Origin of the sequence: Grimontia sp. SpTr1 (assembly GCF_947387585.1) — a bacterium.
GTDB classification, from domain to species: domain Bacteria; phylum Pseudomonadota; class Gammaproteobacteria; order Enterobacterales; family Vibrionaceae; genus Enterovibrio; species Enterovibrio indicus.
Map to the genome: position 1 here is coordinate 1 of NZ_CANDOD010000032.1, position 12,515 is coordinate 12,515.

A 12,515-nucleotide genomic window follows, 5' to 3' on the forward strand; every position below is an offset into this window, starting at 1 on the left:
ATGCAAGGCAGAGGCTTCGATGTGTAGCTAGCCTACATGAGAAGCTGATAACGCAGCAGAAATTCCCCACAAACGCTACCCGAAGGGTTCAGCTCTAAGCGTTTTATGCTTTGTTGAGGTGTATTTGCTTAGAATGACTAGGCGGCACACACCTCGCCGCGCCTAAAACGCTTATAGCTAGAACAAAATTTAACCACCAAAGATCAACAGCCCCTAGCTTGCTCTTTTTTAAAAGGACACCAGCGAAGGCACTTTGGTTTGGAAAATCGTTTCCATTGGCACCTTGACGTTGATGGAGTAACCAAGGTGGTCAATTTCCATCGAAACCGGCCTTTCTCCCTCACCATGGGGAAGAATGCCCGTCATGCCCGTTAAGTGGCCGCTGACAACAGCCACTGTTACACCATCCACCTGACTGTTGGCGACAGAAGTGGCATCTTCGTAGTAATACAAAATCGTTTTGATCTTGATGATGTGGGATTCAGGGATAGAGGCCAAATACCTGCCGTGACGCACCAGATGTGAAAAGCCCGGCGCTTGTTTCACTTCCTGCAATCCCGCTTGGGTAGTTCGCACAAAAAGGTGGCATTTGAACAAAGGCTCATAAGAGATTCGCCGTTTATTACCCACAGTTTCCCAATACCTGCGTTCAGGTAAATAGACTTCATAGCCTTGCGCTAGCAGGTAGTCGCGGAGGAGTTTTTCCTCATTAAAATGGGTATAAACTGCATACCAATGATAGTGATGCAATTCGATCTCTCCAGTAAAAGAAAAAGGTGTCGCCTACCAAAAAATTCAGGCGAAAAAATACTTCAGGCAGCCGGAGATCACGATGCATCGAAAGGTAATTATAAGAGTGATAAATTCATCGCGACGTCTGTGAGTTGCCAACAAAACTCAAGGCTCGAAAAAGCCTGCCAGACTGCATGGAGTTGATGTGAAGATAGTAGCCTTTTAGCGGTCTACAGGGAAGTGAATTCGGGTGCCAGCGTGAGCTTCGCCTTCGAACAAAATTGACTCTTTGGCGAATATCACACATCAGAGTGAAAACGCTAAAGTTAGGGTTGGAATGAACGAGGGTCGACTTAGAGCCAAGTCTGCCCTGAATAAGGTTTTGCTTTTAGACTATCCAGTCTACTTTGAAGGCCACCAGCATGAATTTCGAGCTTATGCCCGTCCGGATCCAGAAGGTAAAGAGATTGCCCCTCGCTGTGGTTTTGTTTCCACTCGCTCACACCTTTTTTGCGCGCTGATGCGGCGAACGCTACAAAGTTTTCATCGTCGATATCGAAAGCAATGTGTGAGTAATCATCTTTCTCACAAGGTTCATCGACGGAAAGGCAGAGCCAAAGGTCACTCAAAGAAAGGTAAGCGCCACCATCCCATCTGACATGACCTTGAAAACCCAGAACATCAAGATAAAAAGCAAGCGAGCGCTCTAAATCAGACACCGCCAGCGTGATGTGATTCAGCCCTTTCAACACGGTTTAACCCCCCAATTTTTTGGTGAGGAAGTGAAGCTGATGCTCATCACCGGGAAAGGCATCCAATGTCATTTGGTTTTGATAACCCAGAGACTCGTAAAATGGTCTGGCCTGAAAACTGAAGGTATCGACCATGGCAGATTTACACCCTTTGGCGACCGCTTCTGCTTCCATCTTCTGCATCAGGGTTTTGCCGATACCCTCCCCTTTCAGCGCAGGATCAATCCAGAGGAACAGGATGTGCATCCAGTTACCCCAAAAGCGCGAGACAATACCACCACGCCTTTGACCGCTTTCATCAACAACAAAGACCGCCATTTGCATCTCGTTCAGATGCTCGACGAAAGGGTCATTGAACGCCCGAAGCCCGCCGCGCACGTCCATGATGTCCTGCTCTGTCGGATTGGCAACAACCTGATACTCCACCACTCCTCCCTGAGTCTCAGTCTTCGCTAACTGGCTGACTGGTTGTCTTCCTTCACCGCATCTTTCAGCTTCTTGATGCGGGATTCTTTATAACCAAAGATACCAAACATCGCGACGGTAACAGCAATACAGGTATAAAGCTGCAGCTGGGAGTAAATAGTGAAGTTGGTTGCGAGGAAATAAAGCATCAGAGCCATCAGCACGATTTGGATAACCCAGCGGGGTTTGTCATTGAAGTTGAAGGTCTTAGTGTCTTCTTCGTAACGCACGTGCACGCGCCCTACGAGAAAACCAAGGTTAATCAGCAATCCATCGTTATCAGTCGCTGATTTAAAGTCGATGTGGTTCAGCGCCAGGTATTTTTCCAGACCTTTCAGATCCATTCAGAGATTCTCCCAAAAACATCTTGTCGAAAGCACACGCTTTCCATTTGCCCGATAATATCAGAAGAGCAGCGCGAGTCTGAATGCCGTGCGTCAGCCTCACCCAATTTGTTGTTACGAAGTGTGAGTCAAAATGAGAAAAGGCCACCTTTGCAGGTGGCCTTTGATTACGAGGTAAAGAGGTAAAAGCGAATAAACCAAAAAGCGATGATTATTTTATTCACGTTTCTGTGATTGTTTGGTTTCCCAGTCAGCCGTGGAGACCCGCTTTTCGCATAATAAAGTCGTCAACACCAGTCGGGATAATCAAACCTACAACAGCTTCCATACACTCCTCATGTTGACCTTGGATGACTTCATCATATGCCAGAAATGAAAGGTAATTTGTGAATCTCGCCGAGAATTCAGCTTGCCAGTTCACTTTCCTTACTCTTTGAATATTTGGATATTATTGGGCTTTGCTTGACGACCAATCAGGCACAAAAAAGGCAGCTTCAATGCTGCCTTTTGACATTCTATTTGGGGAGGAAGATACGATATATCGCGCCTTCTTCATCTCTCAGGCTGAGCGCCCGTTTGCCTGATATACGGTGGTTGGAAGCGTCTTCAAAGCTCCAATGAGTGGATTTGGCGCCTTCGCGCAGTGCAATGCTGACACCAAGCGCTTTGAGCTCTTCCAAATTGTCCGATTCTCTGACGATATCGCCGCTAAGTACATTCACCAGCTTCATACTGCATACCTCTCGTCGTTCAGGTTTTTCCCTAAACCTAATTCGAGGCTAGCAAACGAATGTGACGATTTTTTGAACTATTTTTGGGACTCGTCGGTTTTTAGAACGACCACTAAGTTCGACCGTAAACTCTCACACCCGCCGATGAGTTTTTCGACTCACCGAAAACTTCCAGCTTCTTGACACAACGTTTGTACGGCAGTTCACGCCAGTCGGTAGTGTCATCTTCTTTGATATTTCGGTAAAAACGGAACGTCTTGGTGTCGCCGTTTTTAAATGTTGCCACGACCTTTCGCAAATACATGTCGCGGTCAGCTTTTACCTGAATAGCATCAACGCGGCGACAAATCAGCAGTGGAATAGGTGCACCGTAATCAGTGTTTTCAAACACAATCGTGCGACCCAGCGTGATGTCGTCATCTGCCTGCGCTGTTGCACTCGCACCCAATAAGCCCAAAGACAGACAAACCACAGAAAACCAGGATTTCATTTTCATCTTCCAATCTCTCAATATCGGCCCGTCGCCGAAGGACGCGGAGTGTAGCGCCCAACTGGAGATGAAAAGACAGGGGAGTGTTAATTTTTCAATGGTGAGAGTGTGGCTAACAGGATTGACGCAACGCGCGTACTTTTCGCTCCAGCAGTTTCCGGGAGGCGTCGTTTGGTGCTGTCTCAATCGCTTGCAGGTATGCCTCATGAGCGCCGCTGAACTCGCCAAGCTTCTCCAGCACATGGGCGCGAGCCGCGTACCAAGGTTGATAGCTTTTGAGCTTGGGTTTCAGCTCATCCATCTTTTGTAAAGCGAGTTCAGGTTGACCGGTTTCGGCCATGGCCACAGACCAGTTCAGTGCGACTACGGGTGTGGGTTCAAAGTGCCAAAGCGCTCTGTAGAGAAAGGCTATCTGCAGCCAGTCTGGTTTAGGTCGCGTCATGTGGCAGTCTGTGATGGCGGCTTTGATTTGAAAAGGGCTAGATTGCCCACGCTCGATAGCGTTTTCAAGGATACCTCTCGCCTCTGTCACTGCATCACTTAACCAAAGCGTTTCGTTTTGCTCTTCGACTGGCACCAAAGCCCCTTCAGCGTCGATTCTTGCAACTCGCCGGGCATCGGTCAGCAGCATCAAGGCTAGCGCACCCTCGATTTCCGGATCGTTCGGGCAAAGGTTGTGCAAAAGACGCATCAGAAAAATGCCTTCTTCACATAGGTATCGCGGCCCCTTATCTTCTGTGACATAGCCAGTGGTGAAAATCAGGTATATCGTGGACAGCACCGTGTCCAGCCTATCCGTCCATATCCCTTTTTCGGGAACAGAAAAGCTGATGCCTTTGGATCGAATCTTCGCTTTGGCTCGGGACAAGCGCTGCCCCATTGTCTGCTCGTTATCGAGGAAGGCTGCTGCAATCTCTCGGGTCGTTAAATGGCAAACAGTACGCAGCGTCAACGCAACGCGGGACTTTTCCTCAAGCGCAGGATGGCAACAGGTGAAAATCAATCGCAGGCGTTCGTCAGGGATGACGTCCACAATATCGATGTCGGGCTGTTCTTGTGAGTCTTGGGCGACTAAATCGAGATCGTTTTTTCTCTGAGCTTCGCGTTGGGAGGAACGGATTTGATCTATCCCTTTGTTCAGCCCCGCCTTCATCAGCCACGCAACCGGATCTTGCGGAACACCATCCCGGCTCCAATGCTTGAGAGCAGAAATTGACGCTTCCTGCAGCGCATCTTCGCCCAATTGGAAATCACCGAGTCTGGCAATCAACCCAGACAAAATCCGCCCCCGATCGCGGCGTAATACTTCATCAATGAGATGACCTACCGCGATAGCTTTGGGGGCGGCGTTCTTCATCTGTCAGCTCTCTTGATCAAAGACCAACAAAGGCCGCACCTCAATGGTGCCAAAGTGGGCGACAGGTATCATCTCGGCATATTTCAAGGCTGCATCCAGATCCGCAACGTCCAGCACGTAATAGCCGCCTAAGTGCTCACGGGTTTCCGCAAAAGGACCATCCATAATTTCCACCTTGCCGGACTTTATCCGTAAAGACGTCGCTGTTTCGATATCTTGCAGTCCTTCACCACCCACCAGTACCCCATCTTTCTCATAGGCTTCACTGGTTGCGGCAAATGCGGCCATCATTTCATCGAATTCCGGCGTCCCGTATTGAGGCTCTTTATCCGGTGCAGCGTATAGCAGTAGCATGTATTTCATTTCCAAATTCCTTCTTTAATGATGGTTCTCGCTACAAGGACGATCCCAACCCGCAATTTTCGACATGTATGGGAAAAAAATTTTGTCACCTGCTGCTCAAAAGATTCGCTTAACTTCGGCATACTCACCGCTGGTGCGTAATATCACCATCACAGTGTGGTCATTGCGATTACGGAAAAACCAGCCATGGTTGCCCGTGAATGCAGCCGTTAACACACCTTGATCTTCGATCGCCCCGCGACCCTTTTCATAGCTGACCGCATGACCATTTCCATCGCCATGTGCGTCAAAATTCACAGCTCCACCTTTGGCTTTCCATTCAAATATCGCTTGCTCTCCCTGCTTCATCATCAGCTTCACTTCCGCCCCTTGTCCGGGTTTAAGTGCCAACAGAACCCGGTCTTTCCAGACGGGTTTTTCGCCCTGAAACTCGGTGATAGCGGGTGTTTCTACTTCCTTGATATCTGACGTGACAATTAAGCTATTGGTGGCTTTATCTGCTGCTGCCTCTTGGGCTAACTGCGTTTTGATATCACCCATCTCTTTAAGCCCTAACACCCGGCCAATACCCGTTGGGTCAATGCCATACTCCGCAGGCAAAATCACTGTCACCAGCAAGAAGATAGCGGTGACAAGCGCAATCAGCGTTGAGCGGATAAGCTGTTTCGACGTGGGTAATTCTGCGCGGGTGGGCATATCGGAGTTATACATGTTGAGTTCCTTCTCTTAATGCTGCGCCACAACGTAGCCCGTTAACTGATATCCGATCAGCATAAAACCCAGACTCATCATCACAACATTGGCGGAGTATGCCTGACGATGGAAATGCGAATGCCGACGCCAATACCCCATCAAAATCAGTATCGCACCCAAAGCTAGGAGTTGACCAAGCTCAACCCCGATATTGAAAGCTAGAAGATTCGGCACCAACCCATCAGGCGAGATATCGTAATCAATGATTTTGGATGACAAACCAAAGCCGTGACAGAAGCCGAATAGCAAGGTGGCAAGTTTGGTGTTGGGTTGGACACCAAACCAGCGCTGGAAGGCACCGAGGTTATCCATGGCTTTGTACACCACAGACAAGCCAATAATCGCGTCAATGATGTAGCTGTTGATACCAATGTTGAAATAGACGCCCAGCAGCATTGTCGTTGAATGCCCCAGCGCAAACAGGCTGACATAAAGCGCTATGTGCTTTGGTCTGTAGAGAAAGAAAATAACGCCTAACAGGAAGAGGATGTGGTCGTAACCCGTCACCATATGCTTTGCACCAAGGTACATAAAAGCGATGGCATGTGTGCCTGTGATTTCCTGAATGTAACCTTTGTCACCTTCCGCGACGGCGTGCGCAAACGCCTCTGAGCTGCTGATAGCAACCAAAAACAGCAAAACTGTGCTGAGCATGGTTGAGAGCGTTTTTCTTCGCATAGTCCTTCCGCAATTGTTCTACAGGAAAAAGCAACACGTCCTTTGCTGCCTCAACGGGATGTTATTTAAACCGAAAAGCTTAGCGTCTTCATTTACCAAATGGTCAAGAAAACAACAAAACAGTGAGATCGTCGTCATTACAGTTTTTGCGCTCTCAACAGTATTGAGGAAAACTTGACCACACTCTCTATTCTTTCAACGGGCTGGCTTCTTCCACACAAGATAGAGCACAAACAAACCGCCCAAGGCCGCTGTCACAATACCGACTGGCAGTTCCTGTGGTGCCAGAATGGTGCGGCTGACAAGATCGCCAAGGGTTAAGATCACCGCGCCCCACAATGCAATGAGGGGCAACGCGCGCTTGTGGGTCATCCCTGAAAATGGGCGCACCAGATGAGGCACCATTAATCCCACAAACCCAACCACACCGGTGAGTGCAACAATCGAAGCTGTACAAAAAGCGCAGCACAGGAATACTTCACTTTGCAGCCGGTGAACATTGATACCCAGCGAGTGGGACGTTTGCTCGCTGACAAGCAAGGTATCCAACTCACGGTATCGCACCAGAATCAGAACCACCAGGCAGAGCACGCCCACAGCGGCAAAAATCAGGTTATCCCAACGGGCTAAACCCAGTCCGCCCATCGTCCAGAACAAAATTGAGCTCGCAGCACGTTGGTCACCAGAATAGATAAGAAAGCTGGTCACAGCACCAAACAAAAAGGAGATGGCTAATCCACACAGGACAATGTTGTTGTCGCCTTGCTTTTTCTGGAGGGAAAAGAGCATCAGCACCGCTGCGGCTGAGACGATTCCTCCTGCAAATGCAGCAATAGGCAGAGACCATATGCCAAGTGCATCACCAAGCTTGGTAATAACTAATACCGCTCCTGCCGACGCACCGGAAGACAAACCAAACAGGAAAGGATCCGCCAAATCATTGCGTGTGGTGGTTTGAAGCAGTGCACCCACCAAGGCTAAACCAGCGCCTGCAATCAGTGCGAGGATTGCTCTGGGTAACCTCAAATCCATTAGGATACGGCTTGTCATGCTGGCATCGTCTTCGTTGAACGAGCCCAGGCCTTCAAGCACCTGCTCCAAGGAAAGCGGCACAGTTCCAAACTGCAAACTCAACACAAAAGCAATCAGCATGGCACTGATTCCCAGTAGCCATGCTGCGCGGTATTTGTTGATTCCTGCAATCAATCTAGGTGCTTTCTAGGTTATTGCGGGTTGAAGGCCTGAGCGAGCTTTTCGATTGCCTGAATATTGGCGGGTCCCGGCGTTAACTGCTCATAACGCAGCTTCACATAGCGACCATCCTTTACCGCATTCGTGTGTTTCATCAAAGGGTGTTGTTCCAGGAAAGTTTTCAATGAATCTGCGCCACTGGCGGTTTGATAATCCAAAAGGATAATCACATCAGGGTTTTCTGTCGCGACATGCTCCCATGACGTTCTGGCCCAGCTGGTTTCCATGTCGTCAGTGACATTTTCCCCACCCGCCGCTTTGATCATTGCACTAGGCATCGCGAATTTACCTGCGGTGAATGGCTTGTCTTCACCGGAATCAAACAGAAAGACCTTCGGCGCGTTGTTTTCTGCGTTGCTTTGAGAAGTGACCGTTTTCATTTTGGCTTGCCAGGCTTCCACCAAAGCTGCCGCTTCATCCTGCTTGTCAAAAATCACACCCAGCTTTTTGATGTCATCGTAGAGCAACGCCATGCTGGCACCTTGCTCCAGCTTGTTGGTGTGAATGCAGCTTTCCGAGAGTACAAGGGTGTCGATGCCATAAGGCTTGAGGGTTTCCGGAGTCACTTCGCCACCGACTTTCATCCCATAGTTCCAGCCGGCAAAGAAGAAGTCGGTTTTAGCCGCAATCAGGGTTTCCAGCGAAGGATACTTGGGTGCCAGTTCAGGAATGTCGCCCAGTGCTTTTTCAAAAGAAGGAGACATCTTGTACCAACCTGTAATGCCTGTCACACCCACCATGCTGTCTTCCAAGCCAAGTGCAAAAGCCATCTCCGTCATGTTGATGTCGTGAAACACAGCAGCATTCGGGCGCTTTTCAATTGTCAGTGGACTTCCACAGTTATCGACCGTGACCGGATATTCCGTGCTTTTGGCATTAGCGATTGCGATGGGAAAAAGGAAGAACAGCGTCGATGCGACTGACCACTTCATTGTGCAGCTCCTATTAATGGCATGGCTTAATGGGACGGTGCGGCTTCAAAATGATGCACCGTATTGTTGATTTGGGGATGGCTGAGTGGAAATACACGAAGACCAAAAACGGGGGTAATGAATGCGTCCTGCAACACCTCGTTGGGGGACGCACAGGTCACCATTTTCTGCCCGGACATCAAAATTACTTTGTCCGCAAAAGGCGCGACTAGAGGTAAATCATGCAGCACTGCAATCGACGCGATGCCGCGCTGTTTAATCAAGTCGAGCAGCTCAAGACGCGCCAATGGGTCAAGGTGATTGGTAGGCTCATCCAGAAGCAAAAGCTTGGGTTCCTGAGCAAATGCGCGGGCAATGCTGGCACGCTGTTTTTCACCCCCGGATAGAGAGCCGAACAGGCGATTTTCTTTGGCAGACAAACCTGTGTCATGAATGGCTTGTTTGACGGCACGTTGATGCTCTTTTTCAGTGCAGCAGAAGGTATGTGGCACCCGACCCAAACCGACATATTCACTCACACTCAACCTTGGGTCGACATGTTCATGCTGGGCAACCACCGCCACTCTTTTCGCCCGGTATAAGCGATTCAGATTTTCTTCAGCGCAGCCTTCAAGCCAGAGTTCACCCGCCACTTTCCGGTATTCACCTGTGATGGCTTTAAGCAAACTCGATTTCCCACTGCCATTAGGTCCGATAACAGCGATGCATTCGTTTGCGGAAACAGAAAACGTCACGTCAGACACAGCGCGCCAACCTGAGAGGCTATCAGCACAGAAGTTAGCCAATGAGAGTATGGGTTGATGAGTTCCTTTCATCTGATGCCCGCGGATTAAATTGATATGTTATAACATAACATTTATATAAGTAGACTTGTCAATAGGCAGGAAAATGAGTCTTTCGGAGCGTCATAAAAGAGAGAATGGCATCGCCCATTCCCAGAAAAGTTGAAGGGAACAAAGCCGCACAAAAGTACGTTGAGAAAAGAGTCTTTCAGGTTAGCTCATGGTAATGGTCGGCCATCCTTGCACCACCTGGCCACCATGCGCGCAACCGTCTCCCATTCTCACCACGGCTTTTCCGTTAATTTTCACCAAAGAGGAGCCTTGCTTCAGGTCATCAGGCATACCTACACCGGTGCAAATTGCCTTGCCTCCGACCACTGCGACAGGAATACCATTGACCTTCACTAGCGATTGGCCAGCATCGATGATTGGACCGCCCACATGAGGTACTGGGCCGGGTTCTACTTTGGGGCAGACATGCATGTGGCCAAGTAAAGAAACAGGTTTACCCATAGCAAAACCTCATTGATATAAGTGAAGGTTTGGGTTCACATCAATGATCGCAAACCCTCTCGATGTATCCAAAACAACATCAATCAGTAGAGGTTGTTCAAGTTGCGCTACATGATCCCCAAGGCCGAGCCACCACTTCTTGATCGCTTCTCGGTAACCGGCTTGAAAATCTTGCCGTTGCCGATAACAACGAGCGTCCAATAACGCCCCTCCGAAAACTGCCAGTCGGTATTCAGAACGCGTAGAGAAGTCATGATACGGAAACAAATACAGCCTCGGTGTTACCTGATCTACGACATACGCATGAAGCACCTGCGCCATTCGATCTGATAGGTTTGTCAGCCAGCAAGATAGCACTTCATTTTGACTTTCTGGGTGAAGCAACCCTTTGGGTAGCATTGCCATTCCAACGCAATCTTTCCAACTCACTACGCCTAATTTGGGTAAGTAATCTTGGGGCTCGATGATGCTATCAGCCTTAAATCTCACCGCCCTTTTAGGTAGCCCCGAAAGGCGGCGGTAACTCGTATTGTTTGAAAGCCCTGCTAACAATGTCTCACTTGAAAACGCCAGTGTCGCTGCCGGTTGCTGAAAATAATGACGCTGGAAAACATCGGGAAGATTTCCATATTCTGTCGCGATGATTGCTGTTGAACATTTTGCGATTTTTTCCGGCTGTTTCATCGAATCATTTCGTCAGGGATATTGAAAGCAGGCTCCTCAACAGAGTCATTCTCTACAATCTTTAACAGCAAATCTGTCAGCGACTCGGCAATTAAAACAAGGTATTCACTGTCTTCAAAAGCTCCCCATGGCTTCAGATTGCTGAGAAAGTAGATAAAGCCAAATCGCTCGTCACAAAGATCCATCACTAAAAAATCACCGGAAATAGAATCCGCAATGATCAAACTTTCATCCGGGATTCTTCTGTCTTCACCATCATCAGAGTACATTTGGGTGACAACAAGTGCTGAGTCGGCAGCCAGGAATGCTGAGAGAAAAGACAGCGAAATTCCACTCAACTTGAGATGAACTCTTTCATCTTCGAAGCTACGCATCCCATAGCTTTTCATAAACCATCGATAATCCTTCGGTAGCTTACGATTCAGAAACGTTTCAAGCGCGACCAGCTCTTGCTCCATTGCACAATAAACGTCTTTCGTTTCACACTCTTCGGCTATTGGACTCCAAGAAATATCTTTACATAGCTGCTCAATCACATGATTGGAATCAGACACTGCTCCCACCCTGAGCCACGATCAATTCGGCTTCTTCATATGTCACCAGACTTTCAAGCCAGTCTTCGAAGCTATTGGCAATCAAGATGATGGAATCATTTCCCTTGTCTCCCCATGCATTCTGGGTAAACCGCCAATGCCACAAAGAGCCATAATGTTTCTCCGCCAAGTTCATCAGAAGGTAGCCATTGTCATCGGCCAAGCTGTCAGCAATGGGGATCATGGCGGGTGGGATCAACGCGGCATCCGTTTCCCAGAAATCAGGTAGTTCCTCGTTCAACTCAAACAGCGTATCTTCAATATCATCCACGTTGTAAATGAAGTTATGCGCCACAAAACCCGGCACACTGCGTTCGCCTACATCCAACATATAAACGCAAAAGTTCTGTTCAAGGTCATTAAAACTACACGCGCCGTATTCTGTCAGAAAAGATTTGAACCCCTCTGGTAACACAACACCATGCTTGGCCTCAAAATCCGATATTGCTTCTTGAGAAGACAAACGGTCACCGAGGTCTTCCGTGCTAACTATTTCCTGCTTCCAAAACGACAACAGTTTCTCTTTGTTCATTTGCGTCTCCTTGTGAAACAGGTGTTGGTTGGCTGATTTCAGTTGGGTTCATATTGGACAATCTTTTCCAACAGCTCGGTGAATGAGTCAGCCAAAAGCACAAGCCCTTCATAATTGTGTCCAGACCAGTCTTTTTCGCCTTGATAGCCATTCATGTACCAGACTTTCCCATAGTTGTTCTCGGAGACATCAAGCAACAATAAGTCTCGGGAAATGCCGCTTTCCATCACCACTAAATTCGGTGGGATGCGGGCGTCACCATCATCATCGACATCGCTTGCCATCATGGTGAATGTCAATACATCAACGGCATCCCGAAACCAGTCTAAAAATTCCAGCGATATACCGTTCACTCTGACTTCAATTCTCTGATCCTCAATCAAGCGTCTCCCTACATTTCTGAGGAACCATCTGTAATCTTGGGGTAACTTGGTATTGAGAAATGCTTCCACTGCTAGCACTTGTTCTTCAGTCGAACAAAATAGTTCGGGTGTTTCCCCGTCATCTGCATCAATAGGCTTCCAAACGATTTGCTGACTTAGTGTCTCAATGTTCGACGGCAT

Annotated in this window: 18 protein-coding genes; all 18 read right to left on the bottom strand. The window is 48.5% G+C overall.

The genetic code is table 11. From position 1 onward, the window contains the following. Positions 1-228: 228 nt before the first annotated feature. The 18 genes from QL223_RS25075 to QL223_RS25160 all read right to left on the bottom strand — a co-directional run bounded on the left by QL223_RS25075 (position 229) and on the right by QL223_RS25160 (position 12,515). On the bottom strand, positions 229-750 hold the full coding sequence (locus QL223_RS25075; protein WP_002540684.1) for a transcription termination/antitermination NusG family protein: 522 nt from the start codon (positions 748-750) through the stop codon (positions 229-231). 335 nt (positions 751-1,085) lie between these two features. Continuing rightward, a complete protein-coding gene (gene fos / locus QL223_RS25080) occupies positions 1,086-1,484 on the bottom strand; it encodes a fosfomycin resistance glutathione transferase (protein ID WP_281546301.1) in 399 nt (132 codons plus the stop codon). Between the two features lie 3 nt (positions 1,485-1,487). Beyond that, on the bottom strand, positions 1,488-1,910 hold the full coding sequence (locus QL223_RS25085; protein ID WP_281546302.1) for a GNAT family N-acetyltransferase: 423 nt from the start codon (positions 1,908-1,910) through the stop codon (positions 1,488-1,490). A gap of 26 nt (positions 1,911-1,936) precedes the next feature. Further along, positions 1,937-2,293 carry a hypothetical protein gene (locus tag QL223_RS25090; RefSeq protein ID WP_281546303.1) on the bottom strand — a complete coding sequence of 119 codons (357 nt, stop codon included), beginning with the start codon at positions 2,291-2,293 and terminating at the stop codon, positions 1,937-1,939. A gap of 515 nt (positions 2,294-2,808) precedes the next feature. Next, a complete protein-coding gene (locus QL223_RS25095) occupies positions 2,809-3,024 on the bottom strand; it encodes a hypothetical protein (protein ID WP_002540677.1) in 216 nt (71 codons plus the stop codon). Positions 3,025-3,136: 112 nt separating this feature from the next. After that, a complete protein-coding gene (locus tag QL223_RS25100) occupies positions 3,137-3,520 on the bottom strand; it encodes a DUF2541 family protein (protein ID WP_348651401.1) in 384 nt (127 codons plus the stop codon). Positions 3,521-3,626: 106 nt separating this feature from the next. After that, positions 3,627-4,871: a DUF6596 domain-containing protein gene (locus QL223_RS25105; RefSeq protein ID WP_281546305.1), complete on the bottom strand. Its 1,245-nt coding sequence runs from the start codon at positions 4,869-4,871 to the stop codon at positions 3,627-3,629. Between the two features lie 3 nt (positions 4,872-4,874). Next, positions 4,875-5,234, bottom strand: coding sequence for a YciI family protein (locus QL223_RS25110; protein WP_002540669.1), 360 nt, complete (start codon positions 5,232-5,234; stop codon positions 4,875-4,877). Positions 5,235-5,330: 96 nt separating this feature from the next. Next, complete coding sequence (locus QL223_RS25115; protein ID WP_281546306.1) at positions 5,331-5,945, bottom strand: transmembrane anchor protein; 615 nt, start codon at positions 5,943-5,945, stop codon at positions 5,331-5,333. Between the two features lie 15 nt (positions 5,946-5,960). Next, positions 5,961-6,665 (bottom strand): HupE/UreJ family protein, encoded by a 705-nt coding sequence (locus QL223_RS25120; RefSeq protein ID WP_348651402.1) that lies wholly within the window; start codon positions 6,663-6,665, stop codon positions 5,961-5,963. A 195-nt stretch (positions 6,666-6,860) separates the two neighbouring features. After that, positions 6,861-7,817 (bottom strand): iron ABC transporter permease, encoded by a 957-nt coding sequence (locus QL223_RS25125; RefSeq protein ID WP_281546319.1) that lies wholly within the window; start codon positions 7,815-7,817, stop codon positions 6,861-6,863. A gap of 71 nt (positions 7,818-7,888) precedes the next feature. Next, positions 7,889-8,848 (bottom strand): ABC transporter substrate-binding protein, encoded by a 960-nt coding sequence (locus QL223_RS25130; protein ID WP_281546307.1) that lies wholly within the window; start codon positions 8,846-8,848, stop codon positions 7,889-7,891. A 26-nt stretch (positions 8,849-8,874) separates the two neighbouring features. Next, positions 8,875-9,663 (bottom strand): ABC transporter ATP-binding protein, encoded by a 789-nt coding sequence (locus QL223_RS25135; protein ID WP_251881006.1) that lies wholly within the window; start codon positions 9,661-9,663, stop codon positions 8,875-8,877. 180 nt (positions 9,664-9,843) lie between these two features. Continuing rightward, positions 9,844-10,143, bottom strand: coding sequence for a PAAR domain-containing protein (locus tag QL223_RS25140; RefSeq protein ID WP_002540662.1), 300 nt, complete (start codon positions 10,141-10,143; stop codon positions 9,844-9,846). Between the two features lie 9 nt (positions 10,144-10,152). Then, on the bottom strand, positions 10,153-10,827 hold the full coding sequence (locus tag QL223_RS25145) for a hypothetical protein (protein ID WP_281546308.1): 675 nt from the start codon (positions 10,825-10,827) through the stop codon (positions 10,153-10,155). Further along, entirely contained in the window at positions 10,824-11,381 is a 558-nt protein-coding gene (locus QL223_RS25150; protein ID WP_281546309.1) for an SMI1/KNR4 family protein, read from the bottom strand. Before QL223_RS25150 ends, QL223_RS25145 begins: the two co-directional genes overlap by 4 nt. Beyond that, positions 11,374-11,952, bottom strand: a complete 579-nt coding sequence (locus QL223_RS25155; RefSeq protein WP_281546310.1) for an SMI1/KNR4 family protein — start codon at positions 11,950-11,952, stop codon at positions 11,374-11,376. Before QL223_RS25155 ends, QL223_RS25150 begins: the two co-directional genes overlap by 8 nt. 38 nt (positions 11,953-11,990) lie before the next feature. Then, positions 11,991-12,515, bottom strand: a complete 525-nt coding sequence (locus QL223_RS25160) for an SMI1/KNR4 family protein (protein ID WP_281546311.1) — start codon at positions 12,513-12,515, stop codon at positions 11,991-11,993.